Genomic DNA, 18,381 nt, shown 5'->3' on the forward strand with positions numbered 1-18,381 from the left:
GGTTCAGCGATGAAGATCCCTGAGCCTCCGGCCGGCCCCAGGACCCCCGTTTCAGACCCCAAGACTTACAACCCTGAGAGGGATTGACGCATAGTGCTCGACGTCAACTTCTTCGACGAGCTCCGGATCGGTCTGGCCACCGCTGACGACATCCGTCAGTGGAGCCACGGCGAGGTCAAGAAGCCCGAGACGATCAACTACCGCACGCTCAAGCCCGAAAAGGACGGACTCTTCTGCGAGAAGATCTTCGGTCCGACCCGGGACTGGGAGTGCTACTGCGGCAAGTACAAGCGTGTCCGCTTCAAGGGCATCATCTGTGAGCGCTGTGGCGTCGAGGTCACGCGCGCCAAGGTGCGCCGTGAGCGGATGGGCCACATCGAGCTTGCCGCCCCCGTGACCCACATCTGGTACTTCAAGGGCGTTCCGTCGCGGCTGGGCTACCTGCTCGACCTCGCCCCGAAGGACCTGGAGAAGGTCATCTACTTCGCGGCGTACATGATCACGTTCGTTGACGAGGAGCGCCGCACCCGCGACCTGCCCTCGCTGGAGGCCCACGTCTCCGTCGAGCGCCAGCAGGTCGAGCAGCGCCGCGACTCGGACCTGGAGGCCCGGGCCAAGAAGCTCGAGACCGACCTGGCCGAGCTCGAGGCCGAGGGCGCCAAGGCCGACGTGCGCCGCAAGGTGCGCGAGGGTGCCGAGCGTGAGATGAAGCAGCTGCGCGACCGTGCGCAGCGCGAGATCGACCGCCTCGACGAGGTGTGGAACCGGTTCAAGAACCTCAAGGTCCAGGACCTCGAGGGCGACGAGCTGCTCTACCGCGAGCTGCGCGACCGCTTCGGCACCTACTTCGACGGTTCGATGGGCGCCGCCGCGCTGCAGAAGCGCCTGGAGTCCTTCGACCTCGACGAGGAGGCCGAGCGCCTCCGCGAGATCATCCGTACCGGCAAGGGCCAGAAGAAGACCCGTGCGCTCAAGCGCCTCAAGGTCGTCTCCGCGTTCCTGCAGACCAGCAACAGCCCCAAGGGCATGGTGCTGGACTGCGTGCCGGTCATCCCGCCGGACCTGCGTCCGATGGTGCAGCTGGACGGTGGCCGCTTCGCGACCTCCGACCTGAACGACCTGTACCGCCGCGTGATCAACCGCAACAACCGCCTGAAGCGGCTTCTCGACCTCGGCGCGCCCGAGATCATCGTGAACAACGAGAAGCGCATGCTCCAGGAGGCCGTCGACGCGCTCTTCGACAACGGCCGTCGCGGCCGTCCGGTGACGGGCCCCGGCAACCGTCCGCTGAAGTCGCTGTCCGACATGCTCAAGGGCAAGCAGGGCCGCTTCCGTCAGAACCTGCTCGGCAAGCGAGTCGACTACTCGGCGCGTTCCGTCATCGTCGTCGGCCCGCAGCTGAAGCTGCACCAGTGCGGTCTGCCCAAGGCCATGGCGCTGGAGCTCTTCAAGCCGTTCGTGATGAAGCGCCTGGTCGACCTGAACCACGCGCAGAACATCAAGAGCGCCAAGCGCATGGTCGAGCGCGGCCGCACGGTCGTGTACGACGTGCTGGAAGAGGTCATCGCGGAGCACCCGGTTCTGCTGAACCGTGCGCCCACGCTGCACCGCCTCGGCATCCAGGCCTTCGAGCCGCAGCTGGTCGAGGGCAAGGCCATCCAGATCCACCCGCTCGTCTGCACCGCGTTCAACGCGGACTTCGACGGTGACCAGATGGCCGTGCACCTGCCGCTCTCCGCGGAGGCGCAGGCCGAGGCCCGCATCCTGATGCTGTCCTCGAACAACATCCTGAAGCCGGCCGACGGCCGTCCGGTGACGATGCCGACCCAGGACATGGTCCTCGGTCTGTTCTTCCTCACCACCGACTCCGAGGGTCGTGGCCCCAAGGGTGAGGGCCGTGCCTTCGGCTCCGCCGCCGAGGCGATCATGGCGTTCGACGCGGGAGACCTGACGCTTCAGGCCAAGGTCGACATCCGCTTCCCGGTGGGCACCATCCCGCCCCGCGGCTGGGAGCCCCCGGCCCGCGAGGAGGGTGAGCCGGAGTGGCAGCAGGGTGACACCTTCACCCTGAAGACCACGCTGGGCCGTGCGCTCTTCAACGAGCTGCTGCCCGAGGACTACCCGTTCGTCGACTACGAGGTCGGCAAGAAGCAGCTCTCCGAGATCGTCAACGACCTCGCCGAGCGCTACCCGAAGGTCATCGTGGCGGCGACGCTCGACAACCTGAAGGCGGCCGGCTTCTTCTGGGCCACGCGTTCCGGTGTCACCGTCGCCATCTCCGACATCGTCGTCCCCGACGCGAAGAAGGAGATCGTCAAGGGCTACGAGGCGCAGGACGAGAAGGTCCAGAAGCAGTACGAGCGCGGTCTGATCACCAAGGAAGAGCGCACGCAGGAGCTCATCGCGATCTGGACCAAGGCGACCAACGAGGTCGCCGAGGCGATGAACGCGAACTTCCCGAAGACCAACCCGGTCTCCATGATGGTGAACTCGGGTGCACGAGGCAACATGATGCAGATGCGTCAGATCGCCGGTATGCGTGGTCTGGTGTCGAACGCGAAGAACGAGACGATCCCGCGTCCGATCAAGGCCTCGTTCCGTGAGGGTCTGTCCGTGCTGGAGTACTTCATCTCCACGCACGGTGCCCGTAAGGGCCTGGCGGACACCGCTCTGCGTACCGCCGACTCGGGTTACCTCACGCGTCGTCTGGTCGACGTCTCCCAGGACGTCATCATCCGCGAGGAGGACTGCGGCACCGAGCGCGGTCTGAAGCTGCCGATCGCCGTCCGCGAGGCCGACGGGACGCTGCGCAAGACGGACGACGTCGAGACCAGCGTCTACGCCCGCATGCTCGCCGAGGACGTCGTCATCGACGGCAAGGTGATCGCGCCGGCCAACGTCGACCTCGGTGACGTGCTCATCGACCAGCTGGTGCGCCACGGTGTCGTGGAGGTCAAGACCCGTTCGATCCTGACCTGCGAGTCCCAGGTCGGCACCTGCGCCATGTGCTACGGCCGCTCCCTGGCCACCGGCAAGCTGGTCGACATCGGTGAGGCGGTCGGCATCATCGCCGCCCAGTCCATCGGTGAGCCCGGCACCCAGCTGACGATGCGTACCTTCCACACCGGTGGTGTGGCCGGTGACGACATCACCCAGGGTCTGCCGCGTGTCGTCGAGCTCTTCGAGGCCCGTACCCCGAAGGGTGTCGCCCCGATCTCCGAGGCCTCCGGCCGCGTCCGGATCGAGGAGACCGAGAAGACCAAGAAGCTCGTCGTCACCCCGGACGACGGCAGCGACGAGACGGCGTTCCCGATCTCGAAGCGTGCCCGTCTGCTGGTCGGCGAGGGCGATCACGTCGAGGTGGGCCAGAAGCTCACCGTGGGTGCCACCAACCCGCACGACGTGCTGCGCATTCTGGGTCAGCGCCAGGTGCAGATCCACCTGGTCGGCGAAGTCCAGAAGGTCTACAACTCGCAGGGCGTGTCGATCCACGACAAGCACATCGAGATCATCATCCGGCAGATGCTGCGCCGCGTGACGATCATCGAGTCCGGCGACGCCGAGCTGCTGCCCGGCGAGCTGGTGGAGCGCACCAAGTTCGAGACCGAGAACCGTCGTGTGGTCCAGGAGGGCGGTCACCCGGCCTCCGGTCGTCCGCAGCTGATGGGTATCACCAAGGCCTCGCTGGCGACCGAGTCGTGGCTGTCGGCGGCGTCCTTCCAGGAGACGACCAGGGTCCTCACGGACGCGGCGATCAACGCCAAGTCCGACTCCCTGATCGGCCTCAAGGAGAACGTCATCATCGGTAAGCTCATCCCGGCCGGTACGGGCCTGTCCCGCTACCGCAACATCCGGGTCGAGCCGACCGAGGAGGCCAAGGCCGCGATGTACTCGGCCGTCGGCTACGACGACATCGACTACTCGCCGTTCGGCACGGGCTCCGGCCAGGCCGTTCCGCTGGAGGACTACGACTACGGTCCGTACAACCAGTAAGCGAGTCGCCTGAGAAGGCCGCTACGACCGAAGGGCGGTCACCCCGTGTGGGTGGCCGCCCTTCGGCGCTCGTGTCGTGAACGACTCCTCGAACCGATTCCGGAGAAGCCCGTGCTCGCGGTGAGAATCTTCCTCGTCGTCATGGTCTGCGCCTCGTCCCTGGTGCTGTCCACCAATCTGTACGCCTTGCGGAAGGCGAAGCGACTGGAGTCCGCCGGCATCCGCGTCGAGGGCGAGTGCGTCAGCCACTACTGGCCCAGCGGTGGCTACGTGGGAGCCGTCTGCGCGTACTCCGGGGAAGCCGGGCAGGACCTTACGGTCCGCTCCTCCAGGTACTCGGTCGCGCCCGTGGAGATAGGCGACGCGGTGGCGGTCGTCCACGAGCCGGGCAGGCCCGAGCGCGCGATGCTGCTGTTCGAGGCGAGTGGGCGGGTGGGGTACGACACGGCTCTCTCCGCCGTCATGGGGGCGTTGTGGGCTGCGGCGTTGGTGGGGCTTCTGTTCACGCTGTGACGGCGCCGCCCCGGCACGAGGCCTACGGCACGCCCAGCTCGAACAGGACGTAGTGCGCGTACCAGCCGGAGGCGAGGGCGGTCGTGGAGAAGAAGACCACCAGGCTGGGCAGCCTCAGGCGGCTCAGGGCCGCGGCCGGGGCGAGGAGCAGGGGGAAGGCGGGCAGCAGGTAGCGCATGGTGTTGCCGAACATCTGCTGGGTGCCGAGGACGGTGATGACCGTCGCCAGGGTGTACGCGACGAGCACCAGCGGGGGCCGTTCGCGCAGCATCAGGGCGATCAGGAAGGGCAGCGCCAGGACCAGCAGGGCGGAGAGCAGGTCCGGGGTGTAGAAGGCGAAGGGGTAGTCGCCGCGGCCCACGGCGAGGTTGAGCAGTACGTCCAGGGTGTGGGCGCCGTAGTCGAAGAAGTGCGCCCAGCCCTCGCGCTGGAGGGTGAAGTACGCGGTGGGCTCGCCGATGCTGTAGCCGACCCAGGCGATGTAGACGAGCAGGCCCAGCGGGGCGACGATCATGGCGTACACCGGGCCGCGTACGCCGTGCTCGCGCCGGGTCGCGGGGCGGGCGAGGACCACCAGCGCGGCGAGTCCCACGGCGCCTATGAGGACGGCGGACGTGGGGCGGTTCAGGCCCGCGACGAAGGCCAGCAGGCCGGCCGCCACCCAGCGCTTGGTCATCACGGCGTAGCAGGCCCAGGCGGCGATGGCGACGAACAGGGACTCGGAGTACACCGCCCACTCCACGCCCGCGCCGGGGGCGACGGCCCACAGTCCCGCGGCGACGGTGCCCGCGCGGGCACCCGCGATCAGGGAGATCACGGCGTAGATGCCGGCCGCGGCGACGAACGAGAAGACGACGGAGACCAGGATCCCGGAGCCGTACAGGCCCAGGCCCGTGACCTCCGAGACCATGCGGATCAGGGACGGGTAGAGCGGGAAGAAGGCGACCGAGTTCTGCTGGACCGTGAACAGGCCCTCCGAGTCGAGCCGCACCAGGGAGGGGCTGTAGCCGTGCTCGGCGACCTGGAGGTACCACCAGCCGTCCCAGGTGGCCAGGACGTCCCACCAGTGGGCGCCGCCGCCGAAGCGCGGGTTCTTCTCCTTGTAGTCCCCGGCGTACTCCAGCAGGGAGGCGAAGACCGCGAGGCCGACGAGCTTCGTCACGCCGTACAGGGCGAGCGGGGCCAGGTAGGGCCGCGCGGCGGGCGGCAGGGCCGGGGGCCAGGTCCTCCAGGAGCGCCTTTCGCGCTCGTCTGGCAGCCGTCGCGGTGCGCCCGCCGACCCTTCGGTCACCGTGTCGTCGGCAGCCGTGTCCATGGCTGTCATCCCCCTCAGTCCACCCTCAACCGTCAGTTGCTGCCATAAGATCGCACAAGAGTCGCACATCTGTGCTCGGTGTTCGGGGGAGGGGAGGCGCGGTGCCCGAGGGACGGGACGAGGAACGGCACGAACCGGTCGTGCTGTCGGTCGTCATTCCGATGTACAACGAGGAAGAGGCCCTTCCCGCGCTGGTCAGCAGGTTGCGTCCGGTCCTGACGGAGCTGGGCGTCGCCCACGAGGTCGTCGCGGTGGACGACGGCAGCGGTGACCGTACGGCGGAGCTGCTCGACGCCTTCCGGCTGGGCTGGCCGGAACTGCGCGTGGTCGCGCTGCGGCGCAACTCCGGCCACCAGGCCGCCCTCACCGCCGGCCTGGACCGGGCGTCGGGCGCCTACGTGGTGAGTCTGGACGCCGACCTCCAGGACCCTCCGGAGAAGATCCCCGACATGCTGGCGCTGGCCCGCGCCGAGGGCCTCGACATCGTCTACGGCGTCCGCGCCGACCGCAGCAGCGACACCGGGTTCAAGCGGTGGACGGCGGGGGTCTACTACCGGCTGATGCGGCGCCTGGCGGGCCCGTCGGTCCCCGCGCAGGCCGGCGACTTCCGGCTGCTCAGCCGGGCCGCCGTGGACGCGCTGAAGGCGCTGCCGGACCAGCAGCGGGTGTACCGCCTGCTGGTGCCGTGGCTGGGCTTCCCGAGCGGGCAGGTGACGTACGAGCGCGCTCCGCGCACCGCGGGCCGTACCAAGTACCCGCTGGGCCGGATGATCCGGCTCGCGGTCGACAGTGTCACCGGCTTCTCCGCGGCCCCGCTGCGGCTGGCCACCTGGCTGGGCGCCGGCGCCTTCGTCGTCTGCCTGGGGCTGCTGGTCTACACCCTGGCCGCCTTCGCGCTGGGCCGTACGGTGCCCGGCTGGACGTCGCTCTTCACCGGCATCGTCTTCATCGGCGCCGTGCAGCTGATCTGCGTCGGCCTGCTCGGTGAGTACGTCGGCCGGATATACACGGCGGTGCAGAACCGGCCCACGTACTTCGTCCGCCACGACACGGCGGCACCGGACCGGGGCACCGCGCCCGACGCGGGCCGGGACGGCGGCGGCGTGGGCGGGCGTGCGGACGGCCGTGCGGACGATCGTGCGGACGCGGTGGGCACCGCCGGGTACACCGGCCCGCGGGGCGCCGGGGCGGCCGTGGGCGGCCGCAGCGGTGCGGACGGTTCCGCGGACAGCGGTGACGGCCCTCCGGAGGCCCAGGCTTCCGTCCGGGCACCGGGACCGCGGGCCGCCGCCGACGCGGGCGGTCCGCGCGTGCCGGTCCCGCGCGCCTGAGCCGCGCCCGGCCAGGTGCCGGGAGCCGGCGTCGGGTGCCCGGAGTGGACCGGGAGGAACCGGGGCGAGGCGGGTGGCGCTGCCGGTCCCGCGCATTTGTTTTGACCGCAGCGAATGCGATAGGTACGCTCAGACCTTGTGCCTGGGGTGTGCCCTGGCCCTCGTGCGTGCCTTCAACCGCAGTGAGGGTCGTCACCGGCCACCGCAATCCGCGCCCCCTTCGTCTTCCGGCGGGGATCCGCGGCTTCGACACACCCGACCGCGTGGGTCGGTGGCGTTCCAGGTTAGCTTCACCATTCGGCACACAGAAACCGGAGAAGTAGTGCCTACGATCCAGCAGCTGGTCCGGAAGGGCCGGCAGGACAAGGTCGAGAAGAACAAGACGCCCGCACTCGAGGGTTCGCCCCAGCGTCGTGGCGTCTGCACGCGTGTGTTCACGACCACCCCGAAGAAGCCGAACTCGGCCCTGCGTAAGGTCGCGCGTGTGCGTCTGACCAGCGGGATCGAGGTCACTGCTTACATTCCGGGTGAGGGGCACAACCTGCAGGAGCACTCCATCGTGCTCGTGCGCGGCGGCCGTGTGAAGGACCTGCCGGGTGTTCGCTACAAGATCATCCGCGGTTCGCTTGACACCCAGGGTGTGAAGAACCGCAAGCAGGCCCGCAGCCGCTACGGCGCCAAGAAGGAGAAGTAAGAATGCCTCGTAAGGGCCCCGCCCCGAAGCGCCCGGTCATCATCGACCCGGTCTACGGTTCTCCTCTGGTGACCTCCCTGATCAACAAGGTGCTGCTGAACGGCAAGCGCTCCACCGCCGAGCGCATCGTGTACGGCGCCATGGAGGGCCTGCGCGAGAAGACCGGTAACGACCCGGTCATCACGCTGAAGCGCGCTCTCGAGAACATCAAGCCGACCCTCGAGGTCAAGTCCCGCCGTGTCGGTGGTGCGACGTACCAGGTGCCGATCGAGGTCAAGCCCGGTCGCGCCAACACCCTCGCGCTGCGCTGGCTCGTCGGCTACTCCCGCGCCCGTCGCGAGAAGACGATGACCGAGCGTCTGCTCAACGAGCTCCTCGACGCCTCCAACGGCCTCGGTGCCGCTGTGAAGAAGCGCGAGGACACGCACAAGATGGCCGAGTCCAACAAGGCCTTCGCGCACTACCGCTGGTAGTCGCTACCCACATCGAGACCGAGAGAAGACTGAAGCCTTATGGCTACCACTTCACTTGACCTGGCCAAGGTCCGCAACATCGGGATCATGGCCCACATCGACGCGGGCAAGACGACCACCACCGAGCGGATCCTGTTCTACACGGGCGTGTCGTACAAGATCGGTGAGGTCCACGACGGCGCCGCCACGATGGACTGGATGGAGCAGGAGCAGGAGCGTGGCATCACGATCACGTCCGCTGCGACGACCTGCCACTGGCCGCTCGAGGACGACGACTACACGATCAACATCATCGACACCCCGGGGCACGTCGACTTCACCGTAGAGGTGGAGCGCTCCCTGCGTGTGCTCGACGGTGCCGTGACCGTGTTCGACGGTGTCGCCGGTGTGGAGCCGCAGTCCGAGACGGTGTGGCGTCAGGCCGACCGTTACGGCGTGCCGCGCATCTGCTTCGTCAACAAGCTGGACCGTACCGGCGCCGAGTTCCACCGCTGCGTGGAGATGATCTCGAACCGCCTGGGCGCCCAGCCGCTCGTCATGCAGCTCCCGATCGGCGCCGAGGCCGACTTCAAGGGCGTCGTGGACCTGGTCCGCATGAAGGCGCTCGTGTGGTCCGCCGATGCCGCCAAGGGCGAGATGTACGAGACCGTCGACATCCCGGCCACGCACACCGAGGCTGCTGAAGAGTGGCGCGGCAAGCTGGTCGAGGCCGTCGCGGAGAACGACGACGAGATCATGGAGCTGTTCCTGGAGGGCAAGGAGCCCTCCGTGGAGCAGCTGTACGCCGCGATCCGCCGCGTCACCATCGCCTCCGGCAAGTCCGACGGCACCACGGTCACCCCGGTGTTCTGTGGCACCGCGTTCAAGAACAAGGGCGTCCAGCCCCTGCTCGACGCGGTCGTGCGCTACCTGCCGACCCCGCTCGACGTCGAGGCCATCGAGGGCCACGACGTCAAGGACCCCGAGGTCGTCGTCAAGCGCAAGCCGTCCGAGGACGAGCCGCTGGCCGCGCTCGCCTTCAAGATCATGAGCGACCCGCACCTCGGCAAGCTCACCTTCGTCCGGGTCTACTCGGGCCGCCTGGTGTCCGGCACCGCCGTGCTGAACTCCGTCAAGGGCAAGAAGGAGCGCATCGGCAAGATCTACCGCATGCACGCCAACAAGCGTGAGGAGATCGAGGCGGTGGGCGCCGGCGACATCGTCGCCGTCATGGGCCTGAAGCAGACCACCACCGGTGAGACGCTGTCCGACGACAAGAGCCCGGTCATCCTGGAGTCCATGGACTTCCCGGCGCCGGTCATCGAGGTCGCCATCGAGCCCAAGTCGAAGGGCGACCAGGAGAAGCTCGGCGTCGCGATCCAGCGTCTGGCCGAGGAGGACCCGTCCTTCCAGGTCCACTCCGACGAGGAGACCGGCCAGACCATCATCGGTGGTATGGGCGAGCTGCACCTCGAGGTGCTGGTCGACCGTATGCGCCGTGAGTTCCGCGTCGAGGCCAACGTCGGCAAGCCGCAGGTCGCGTACCGTGAGACGATCCGCAAGGCCGTCGAGCGCGTGGACTACACCCACAAGAAGCAGACCGGTGGTACCGGTCAGTTCGCGAAGGTGCAGATCGCGATCGAGCCGATCGAGGGTGGCGACACCTCGTACGAGTTCGTGAACAAGGTGACCGGTGGCCGTATCCCGAAGGAGTACATCCCTTCGGTGGACGCCGGTGCCCAGGAGGCCATGCAGTTCGGCATCCTGGCCGGCTACGAGATGACGGGCGTCCGCGTCACGCTCATCGACGGTGGCTACCACGAGGTGGACTCCTCCGAGCTGGCGTTCAAGATCGCCGGTTCGCAGGCCTTCAAGGAGGCCGCGCGCAAGGCTTCGCCGGTCCTCATGGAGCCGATGATGTCCGTCGAGGTCACCACGCCCGAGGACTACATGGGCGAGGTCATCGGCGACATCAACTCCCGCCGTGGTCAGATTCAGGCCATGGAGGAGCGGATGGGTGCCCGCGTCGTGAAGGGGCTCGTGCCCCTGTCGGAGATGTTCGGCTACGTCGGAGACCTCCGCAGCAAGACGTCGGGTCGCGCAAGCTACTCGATGCAGTTCGACTCCTACGCCGAGGTTCCCCGGAACGTCGCCGAGGAGATCATCGCGAAGGCCAAGGGCGAGTAACGGACTCCGTTCAACGGACCGCGTTCTCACGCTTTAGGCTTGACCCCGGAGCCTGCATGGGGCATTCCGCCGTGAACCGGTGGAATGCCCCCGGCACCCCGGGCTTTCCAGCAAAGATCACCTGGCGCCGATGAGTAAGGCGTACAGAACCACTCCACAGGAGGACCCCAGTGGCGAAGGCGAAGTTCGAGCGGACTAAGCCGCACGTCAACATCGGCACCATCGGTCACATCGACCACGGTAAGACGACCCTCACGGCCGCCATTACCAAGGTGCTGCACGACGCGTACCCCGAGCTGAACGAGGCCTCGGCCTTCGACCAGATCGACAAGGCTCCCGAGGAGCGCCAGCGCGGTATCACGATCTCGATCGCGCACGTCGAGTACCAGACGGAGACCCGTCACTACGCCCACGTCGACTGCCCCGGTCACGCGGACTACATCAAGAACATGATCACGGGTGCGGCGCAGATGGACGGCGCCATCCTCGTGGTCGCGGCCACCGACGGCCCGATGCCGCAGACCAAGGAGCACGTGCTCCTGGCCCGCCAGGTCGGCGTTCCGTACATCGTCGTCGCCCTGAACAAGGCCGACATGGTGGACGACGAGGAGATCCTGGAGCTCGTCGAGCTCGAGGTGCGTGAGCTCCTCTCCGAGTACGAGTTCCCGGGCGACGACCTGCCGGTCGTCAAGGTCTCCGCTCTGAAGGCCCTCGAGGGCGACAAGGAGTGGGGCAACTCGGTCCTCGAGCTCATGAAGGCCGTGGACGAGGCCATCCCGGAGCCCGAGCGCGACGTCGACAAGCCGTTCCTGATGCCGATCGAGGACGTCTTCACCATCACCGGTCGCGGTACGGTCGTCACCGGCCGCATCGAGCGTGGTGTCCTCAAGGTCAACGAGACCGTCGACATCATCGGCATCAAGACCGAGAAGACCACCACCACGGTCACCGGTATCGAGATGTTCCGCAAGCTCCTCGACGAGGGCCAGGCCGGTGAGAACGTCGGTCTGCTCCTCCGTGGCATCAAGCGCGAGGACGTCGAGCGCGGCCAGGTCATCATCAAGCCCGGTTCGGTCACGCCGCACACCGAGTTCGAGGCCCAGGCCTACATCCTGTCGAAGGACGAGGGTGGCCGTCACACCCCCTTCTTCAACAACTACCGTCCGCAGTTCTACTTCCGTACGACGGACGTGACCGGCGTCGTTACCCTCCCCGAGGGCACCGAGATGGTCATGCCGGGTGACAACACCGAGATGAAGGTGGAGCTCATCCAGCCCGTCGCCATGGAAGAGGGCCTGAAGTTCGCCATCCGCGAGGGTGGCCGGACCGTGGGCGCCGGCCAGGTCACCAAGATCAACAAGTAAGCTTGCTGATCTGACCTGGTAGCTCCTTCCGCGAGCGCCTGAGGGCCCGCACGACTTCGGTCGTGCGGGCCCTCTGTCGTGTGCCGTCCGGCTCACCGCGGTGGTGCGCGGTAGTAGCGGGTGCAACCGCGCACCATCGCGTGCGGGGAGAGCGTGAGGACGTCCACGAAGCGCACCGGCTCCAGCCGGCCCACGGGGGCGAGCCGGCCCACCGCGACGACGCGTGCCCCCCGCACCACGAGTCGCTCGATGTGGTGCGGGAGGCCGTCGCCGAGGAGTTCACGGCGTACCCGGTCCACGGCCGTCCGCCCGTGCACGGCCGCCTTGCCGGGGGATTCGAACCTCACCTGCTCGTCCAGCAGGGACGCGCAGGCATCGAGGTCGCCCCGGTCGAGGAAGTGGTACATCAGCCGTACGTGTTCGGCCCCGACCGCCATGACCAGGCTGCTCGGGCGGAGCGGTTCGGGCGGTACGGACCTGCGGTCGTCCATGGAGCTTCCTGCGTCCGCGGCTGTCGGGTGACGCCGTTCCTAGAAGCCGAAGAAGTCCGTCACCTCGTCCTCGAAGAAGCCGAACGTCGTGGACGCCACTTCTCCCACCGCGCTGGCTCCCGCCTTCAGGACGCCCTCTCCGGTGGCCGCGAGGCCTCCGAAGGCGTTGAGGAACCTGACCCCTCCGAAGACGTTGACCGCGGTCATGCCGGCGTCCATCCAGAATTCCTTGCTGGTGATGCCTTCGGCGTACGCGGTCATGCCCAGTGCGACCACGTCGAGCGTGAGGCTGGCGACCTGCAGCCCCATGGCGGTGGCACCGAGGAAGGCCGCCACGGGCTGGCCGCCCGGGATGAGCGCCGCGCCGGCCGCCGCCAGGCCCAGGCCGCCTGCGGCCAGGCCCAGGTACTGCGAGTAGCGCTGGAGTTCGTCGGCGTGGCCGGCCCAGTCCTCCTTGCTGCTTCCCGGAACGTCGGCCCGGTCGTTGTCCGGGGTGTTCGTCGGGTCGGTTCCCGCCCCCTCGCGGCGGCGGGCCTCCTCGGCCGCCTCACGGGCGGCGGCGGCCTGTTCCTTGCGGCGCAGACTGCTCTCGATCTGCCTGGCCTCGGTGGCCGCGGCGGCCGCCGCGGCGGCGTCCTGCTGGGCCTGCAGCTTGGCGGCGCGGGCGACGGTCGCGGACCGCTGGGCGCTCTGTGCCGACGCGGCGGCCTGCCGGGCGGAGGCGACGGCCGAGTTGGCCGAGTGGTTCGCGCTGCGGGCGGCGCGCCGGGCGGTGGCCGCGGCCTCCAGCGCCTTCCGGGCGGAGGCGGCGGCCTGTGCCGCGGACCGGTCCGCGGCGTCCGCGTCGTCCTTGGCCTGCTGGGCGTGGTTGGCCGCCTCCGTGGCGGAGGTGCGGGCCCGGTCCGCCCACTGGGCGGCCTCGTCAGCGGCCTCCCGTGCCTCGGCCGCCGTCTTGCTCGCCAGTGCGGCGTTCTCCTGCGCCTTGGCCGCGACGCTCGCCGCGTGGGCGATGGCCGCGCGGATCGCGGCGACGTGGGTGGTGGCGTCGTGGTCGACCTGCGCCGCCCGGTACTGCACCTCCTGGACGAAGCTGCGGCGCATGCCGGCCGAGCCGTCCATCGCGACCTGGGCGGCCGCCCGGGTGTACGCGCCGCCCTTCGCGATGACGGCCAGGGTGGCGACCCGGTCGTCCTCCATCTGGGCCAGGCGGTATCCGTCGTAGAGGAAGTCCCGCAGGGCCTGTGCGGTCCCGACGTCGAGGGCGGCGGAAGCGGCGGCGGTCACGGAGGGGCCGCTGCCGTTCAGGAGCCGCAGGGCCCGCACCCGGTAGTCCTCCAGGAGTACCTGGTGGGCGTCCTCGGTGAGGAACCTGCGCACCGCCGCCGGGTCGTCCTGGGCGAGGACGGCCTGGGCCGCCTCGCCGAACGCGGAGGGACCGATCCGCGCCGTGTAGAGCACCGAGTCGCGGTCGTCCTGGTCCTGTGCCAGCTCCCGATCGGCGTCGAGCCAGGCCAGGACGTCCGCGTCGCTGCCGGAGAGCGCGAACGCGGCGGCGTCGCGGGACCAGGTGCCGGTGGCCCCGAGCAGGCCGACCGCCGCCCGGCGCCCGTGGTCCACGGCCGCCGTCTGCCGGCCGGCGGCGAGCGCCGCCGCCGCCTGGCCGAGGTGACCGGCGCTGTCCTCCCGCATCGCCCCGCCCTGGGTGGCGAGCCGCTCCCAGTCCTGTACGTACGCCGCCTCGGACTCGGCGACCAGACGGGCGTCCGCCATGCCGGTCTCCATGTCGCCGGCGATGAACTCGGCCTCCGCCTCGCGGGCCAGCCGCTCGACCTCCTGGGCGCGCGCGACGGCCGTGGAGGCCTCGCCCGCGGCCTCCACCGCGGCGTTGGCGTGCGCGGTGGACTTGTTCGCGTAGTCCAGGGCCTCGCCGGCGTGGTCGGCGGCCTCGTCGGCCGCGGCCGCGGCCTTCTCCGCGTGTTCCGCCGCCCGGTTGGCGGCGTCCCTCGCCTGCTGGGCGGCGGTGGCGGCGGTGGACGCGAGGCGCTCGGCGCGCCCGGCGGCCGCTGTGGCCCGCGCGGCGGCCGCGTTGGCCTCGGCCGCGGCGGCCCGGGCCCGCTGCGCCTGGTGGCTCGCCACGCCGGACGCGGTGGCGGCGGTGGCGGCGGCCGACGCGGCGGCCGCGGCGTTCTGCGCGGCGGAGGCCGCGGCGGCACCGGCCAGCTTGGACTGTGCGCAAGCGGCCGCGGCGGCGTTCGCGGCGACCGCGGACTTGCGGGCACCGGCCGCCGCGTTGCGGGCGCCCTCGGCCGCGGTCCGGGCAGCCTTCGCCTTCGAGGCGTCCTTGGACGCGGCGATCGCCGCGTTGTAGGCGCCCGCGGCGGCACGGCCCGCGACAGCGGCCGCGGCGGCGGCGGACTGGGCCGCCTCCGCGGCGCGGTGGGACGCCGCCACCGCCGTGTTGGAGGCGACGATCGCGGTACGCGCCGCGGCGGCGGCGCCCTGGGCCGCCTTGGCCGCCCGGCCCGCGGCCGCACCGGCCTGCCGGGCATCGCCCTGGGCTGCCTGGGCCTCCCGGGCGGCCGTCTGGGCGGCGGCCTTGGCGGCGGCCGCGGCGGCCTTCGCCCGCTCGGACGCCTCCACCGCCTGGTCGGTCTCCCGCTTGGCGCGCCTGCCCGCCGTCTCCACGGCCTGCACCAGCTGGGTGATGGTGAGGGACTCCTGGTCGCGTGCACGGGCGATGTGCTGACCGGTCTCCAGGAACCAGCGCACGTCCTCGGCGTCGCCGTCGAGCGCCCGGGTCGCGTAGGTCCGCACCTCGGGACCGCCCTGCGCCATGATCTGCAGGGCTTCCATACGGTCGTCCTCGGCCCGGGCGGTCTCCAGGCCCGTGGTCAGGAAGGTCTCCAGCGCCTCGGCGGTGCCGGCGTCCATCGCCGCCTGCCCCGCCCGCTTCGCCGCCGCGCCGCCGTTGTCCATGGCGGTGAGCGTGGCGATCCGCAGGTCCTCGGCCTGGGGCGTCCGGTATCCCGATGTCATGAAGGCCTCGACATCGGCGTCGGTGCCGGACAGGGCCGTGTTCGCGGCCGCCCGGACGGAGGCCCCGGCCACGGTCATGAACCGGAGCACCGCCATCCGGTGGTCCTCGGCCTTCCGGCGGGGCAGCTCCACGTCCAGGAACTGACGTATGTCCGCGTCCGAACCGACCAGCGCCGCCGCCGCGGCCTCACGGATCGCCGTGCCGCCGGTCTGCCAGGCCTCCACCGCTCTGGCCCGGTCCGTGTCGGGCAGGACGCTTCCCGGCGCGTCGGTGGCGTAGGCGCGCGCGGAGGCGGGGCCCAGTGACTGATAGACCACCGCGCCGGCGGTGCCGGCCATCAAGGTCTGCAGGAATCTTCTTCGGTTCCACAGGTTCGTGCTCATGGCTCGCTGACCCACTCCTCGGTCGGGGCACCTGACTGCGTACGGAGCCGTGCACCGCGGAACCGGAAGAAACGCGCGCCGCGGGGCCGGAACGGTCGCCGAGCCGACTTCAGGGTGCCGGTGGCAGACGTCGTTCGGGCTCCTTCGGCGTCGGCTGCTTCCTCCCCGCCCCGCCGGTGCAGGCGTCTCGTCGCCCCGCAGGCTAGGAGGCGGGCCCTTCACGGGACCGGCTCCGGCGCTATTCCGCCGCTGTCACGGACATGGCCGGCCGACCGGATCGCGGAATCCCGCCCGCCCAGGCGAAAGAGGGGAGTTGGCGGCGTGATCGCCCGGTGGATAGCGACCTGTTGATGAATGTGCGGCACCAGCGGGGTCCGGGCTGTTTCCGGACCCGTGGCCGGGCAACCGCGGGCCACCACCGGCCTTTCCGCATCAGGATGGAGAAGGAATGTCCGTGAAGAGACTGCTCACGAAGCGCCAGGGGGCCGGCGGAGGAGTGCGGCGGGTGATCGGTGTCACCGCCCTGGCGGCGGCCGTCGCCGGTTTCCTCGCCGTGGGGTCCGCCGTCGGCCAGGACGGCGGCGCCGTCGCCGCCCCGGTGGCGGACGAGGTCCCGGGCTACGCCGTGGAGACGTTCGACTACCCGCAGGCCGACCGGATCCTCCAGGAGCGGGGCATCCTGCTCAAGCGCGGCGACGGCCACATCGTCCTCGTCGACTGCGACTCCGGTGACAATCCGCTGCAGGTCTGGGCGACCGATCACAGCGCCCCGTTCTGCTTCCGCGTCACCGGTGACGCGGGCTACCTCGCCCTGGAGATGCCCGCCGTGTACGGCGTACGGGGCAACGACTACCAGGCCCAGGTCGACATGGCCGTCGACGGCGAGGAACGCACCTTCGACATCACCGAGAACACCTGGACCCCCGTCGGCGAGACCGCCGACCCGGAGAGCGGCCCCCACACACTCGTGGAGATCCGGACCTCCCGGTGACCGCCGGCGCCGCCCTGTCCCCCTCCAGTCCTCCTGCCGGGCCTGCCCCGGCGGTTCCCGCCCAAGGAAACCGAATGCGACGTATCAGACCCGCTCTCCTCGGCCTGCTGACCGCCGTCCTCACCGTCGGCACGCTCACCGCCCCCGCGAACGCGGGCGGCTGGCGTCCCGTCACAGAGCTCCCCGACCTTCCTCCGCTTCCCGCCGGCGAGACCCCCTACGCGTTCACCGCCCGCCTCGACATCGGCGACGGCGCCCGTGCGTGTTCCGCCACCCTGGTCGAGAAGCAGTGGCTGCTGACCGCCGCCAGCTGCTTCGCCGACGACCCGGCCGTGAGCCTGCGGGTGCCGGCCGGCGCGCCCGACCTGGCCACCACCGCCACCATCGGCCGTGCCGACCTGACCGGGACGGGAGGGCAGGTCCGAGACGTCGTCGAACTCGTCCCCCACCCGGACCGTGATCTGGTCCTCGCCAAGCTCTCCTCGCAGGTCACCACGGTCACCCCCGTCTCCCTCGCCTCCGCGGAGCCCGTCGCGGGGGAGGAGCTCCGGGTCACCGGCTACGGCCGTACCGCCGACGAGTGGGCGCCCCTGAGCCTGCACGCCGGTGACTTCGACGTCGAGTCGGTCGCCGCCACCGAGGTCGGCATCACCGGCCAGGAGGGCGGCTCGGTGTGCGCCGGTGACGCCGGCGGCCCGGTGCTGCGCGAGACCGGTCAGGGCGTCGAACTCGTCGCGATCAACAGCCGGTCCGCGCAGGGCGGCTGCTTCGGCGTGGACGAGAGCGTCACCAGCACCGACGCCTTCAGTACCCGCCTGGACGACATCACGGCCTGGATCGGAGCCCGGGTGGCCCGCTGGTCGCTGAAGGCGCAGGCGAACGACACGTACGTGTCCGCCGCGGTGACCACCACCGGTGAGAACCAGGGCAGGCTGCGGGCACGCGCCGACACGGTGGCGGGCTGGGAGCAGTTCACCCTCCACACCCGTGACGACGGGGCGTCCGTGGCCCTGAGGTCGGAGGCCAGCCGTCTCTTCGTCGCCACCGAACTCAACCGGACCGGTGACCTGGAGGGGATGCTGCGTGCCCGCAGCGAGTCCGTCACCGGAGGATGGGAGCTGTTCACGCTGGTGCCCCAGGGAGACCAGAAGTACGCCCTCCAGTCGCGGGCGAACGGTAAGTACGTCGCGACCGAGGCGAGCTACACCGGGGAGGACGCGGGCCAGTTGCGCGCCCGCTCGGCCGGTGTCACCGGTGGCTGGGAGCGCTTCACGCTGACGCACGCCGACAACTTCAAGGTCGTGGGTTCGGCCCCGGCGGCGCCGGCTCCGCTGCCGCTGGGCTGACCTCCGTACGGTGCACCCCGGACGCCGGCGGGCGTTCGGGGTGCCGCACGGTCCGGTCCACCGGGACGGGGACCGGGCAGGCGGCCGGCGCCGGGATAGCGCGGTGATAAGGACGGGGGCGGTTCGGGGAATCCCGCTGTCCCTAGCGTGCGGAGCGCACCGCGACGGATCCAGCCCGCGCCCAGGAGACACCATGTCCCGGAACAGGACCGCACGTCACGCACGTACCGGGCTCCCCGCCCCGGTGGGTCACGCCGCCGGCGAGGCGGCCCCTCGGGCGGGGC

11 protein-coding genes and 1 pseudogene are annotated in these 18,381 nt (G+C 70.3%); 9 read left to right on the top strand and 3 right to left on the bottom strand.

Annotation, left to right across the window (positions count from 1 at the left end; translation table 11 throughout):
* Window positions 1-93: 93 nt before the first annotated feature.
* Together ACH4NX_RS14495 and ACH4NX_RS14500 are read left to right on the top strand one after the other, a co-directional pair.
* Entirely contained in the window at window positions 94-3,993 is a 3,900-nt protein-coding gene (locus tag ACH4NX_RS14495) for a DNA-directed RNA polymerase subunit beta' (RefSeq protein WP_398127069.1), read from the top strand.
* A 111-nt stretch (window positions 3,994-4,104) separates the two neighbouring features.
* On the top strand, window positions 4,105-4,506 hold the full coding sequence (locus ACH4NX_RS14500) for a DUF3592 domain-containing protein (protein ID WP_351389581.1): 402 nt from the start codon (window positions 4,105-4,107) through the stop codon (window positions 4,504-4,506).
* Between the two features lie 22 nt (window positions 4,507-4,528).
* Here the strand turns inward: ACH4NX_RS14500 and ACH4NX_RS14505 are convergent, their stop codons facing one another.
* Window positions 4,529-5,821 carry a hypothetical protein gene (locus ACH4NX_RS14505; protein ID WP_398127173.1) on the bottom strand — a complete coding sequence of 431 codons (1,293 nt, stop codon included), beginning with the start codon at window positions 5,819-5,821 and terminating at the stop codon, window positions 4,529-4,531.
* A gap of 101 nt (window positions 5,822-5,922) precedes the next feature.
* On the opposite strand from ACH4NX_RS14505, the pseudogene ACH4NX_RS14510 reads away from it, so the two are divergent.
* From ACH4NX_RS14510 to tuf, 5 genes and pseudogenes are all read left to right on the top strand, one after another.
* A pseudogene (locus tag ACH4NX_RS14510) lies at window positions 5,923-6,900 on the top strand (glycosyltransferase family 2 protein); the annotation flags it as partial.
* Between the two features lie 574 nt (window positions 6,901-7,474).
* Window positions 7,475-7,846: a 30S ribosomal protein S12 gene (gene rpsL, locus ACH4NX_RS14515; protein WP_003948652.1), complete on the top strand. Its 372-nt coding sequence runs from the start codon at window positions 7,475-7,477 to the stop codon at window positions 7,844-7,846.
* A 2-nt stretch (window positions 7,847-7,848) separates the two neighbouring features.
* Complete coding sequence (gene rpsG, locus ACH4NX_RS14520) at window positions 7,849-8,319, top strand: 30S ribosomal protein S7 (RefSeq protein WP_003974303.1); 471 nt, start codon at window positions 7,849-7,851, stop codon at window positions 8,317-8,319.
* Between the two features lie 39 nt (window positions 8,320-8,358).
* Window positions 8,359-10,485: an elongation factor G gene (gene fusA / locus ACH4NX_RS14525; protein WP_351389578.1), complete on the top strand. Its 2,127-nt coding sequence runs from the start codon at window positions 8,359-8,361 to the stop codon at window positions 10,483-10,485.
* Window positions 10,486-10,655: 170 nt separating this feature from the next.
* On the top strand, window positions 10,656-11,849 hold the full coding sequence (tuf, locus tag ACH4NX_RS14530; RefSeq protein ID WP_351389576.1) for an elongation factor Tu: 1,194 nt from the start codon (window positions 10,656-10,658) through the stop codon (window positions 11,847-11,849).
* Between the two features lie 92 nt (window positions 11,850-11,941).
* On the opposite strand, the gene ACH4NX_RS14535 is transcribed toward tuf, so the two are convergent.
* Window positions 11,942-12,340, bottom strand: a complete 399-nt coding sequence (locus ACH4NX_RS14535) for a nuclear transport factor 2 family protein (protein ID WP_398127070.1) — start codon at window positions 12,338-12,340, stop codon at window positions 11,942-11,944.
* Between the two features lie 39 nt (window positions 12,341-12,379).
* The gene (locus ACH4NX_RS14540; protein WP_398127071.1) at window positions 12,380-15,760 is read right to left on the bottom strand and encodes an ALF repeat-containing protein; all 3,381 of its coding nucleotides are present in this window, start codon (window positions 15,758-15,760) and stop codon (window positions 12,380-12,382) included.
* A gap of 448 nt (window positions 15,761-16,208) precedes the next feature.
* Between ACH4NX_RS14540 and ACH4NX_RS14545 the strand changes: the two genes are divergently transcribed.
* Window positions 16,209-16,751, top strand: coding sequence for a hypothetical protein (locus ACH4NX_RS14545; RefSeq protein ID WP_398127072.1), 543 nt, complete (start codon window positions 16,209-16,211; stop codon window positions 16,749-16,751).
* Window positions 16,752-16,825: 74 nt separating this feature from the next.
* Window positions 16,826-18,097 (top strand): trypsin-like serine protease, encoded by a 1,272-nt coding sequence (locus ACH4NX_RS14550; protein WP_398127073.1) that lies wholly within the window; start codon window positions 16,826-16,828, stop codon window positions 18,095-18,097.
* Window positions 18,098-18,381 lie beyond the last annotated feature (284 nt).

The sequence above is a fragment of the Streptomyces sp. NPDC017225 genome, from assembly GCF_044331465.1.
Taxonomy (GTDB): Bacteria; Actinomycetota; Actinomycetes; order Streptomycetales; family Streptomycetaceae; genus Streptomyces.

What these genes read in the sequence shown, in the direction of transcription:
- ACH4NX_RS14505 (WP_398127173.1), bottom strand. Translation starts at nt 5,821, where the DNA reads ATGGACACGGCTGCCGACGACACGGTGACCGAAGGGTCGGCGGGCGCA.
- rpsG (WP_003974303.1), top strand. Translation starts at nt 7,849, where the DNA reads ATGCCTCGTAAGGGCCCCGCCCCGAAGCGCCCGGTCATCATCGACCCG.
- fusA (WP_351389578.1), top strand. Translation starts at nt 8,359, where the DNA reads ATGGCTACCACTTCACTTGACCTGGCCAAGGTCCGCAACATCGGGATC.
- ACH4NX_RS14535 (WP_398127070.1), bottom strand. Translation starts at nt 12,340, where the DNA reads ATGGACGACCGCAGGTCCGTACCGCCCGAACCGCTCCGCCCGAGCAGC.
- ACH4NX_RS14540 (WP_398127071.1), bottom strand. Translation starts at nt 15,760, where the DNA reads ATGAGCACGAACCTGTGGAACCGAAGAAGATTCCTGCAGACCTTGATG.
- ACH4NX_RS14545 (WP_398127072.1), top strand. Translation starts at nt 16,209, where the DNA reads ATGTCCGTGAAGAGACTGCTCACGAAGCGCCAGGGGGCCGGCGGAGGA.
- ACH4NX_RS14550 (WP_398127073.1), top strand. Translation starts at nt 16,826, where the DNA reads ATGCGACGTATCAGACCCGCTCTCCTCGGCCTGCTGACCGCCGTCCTC.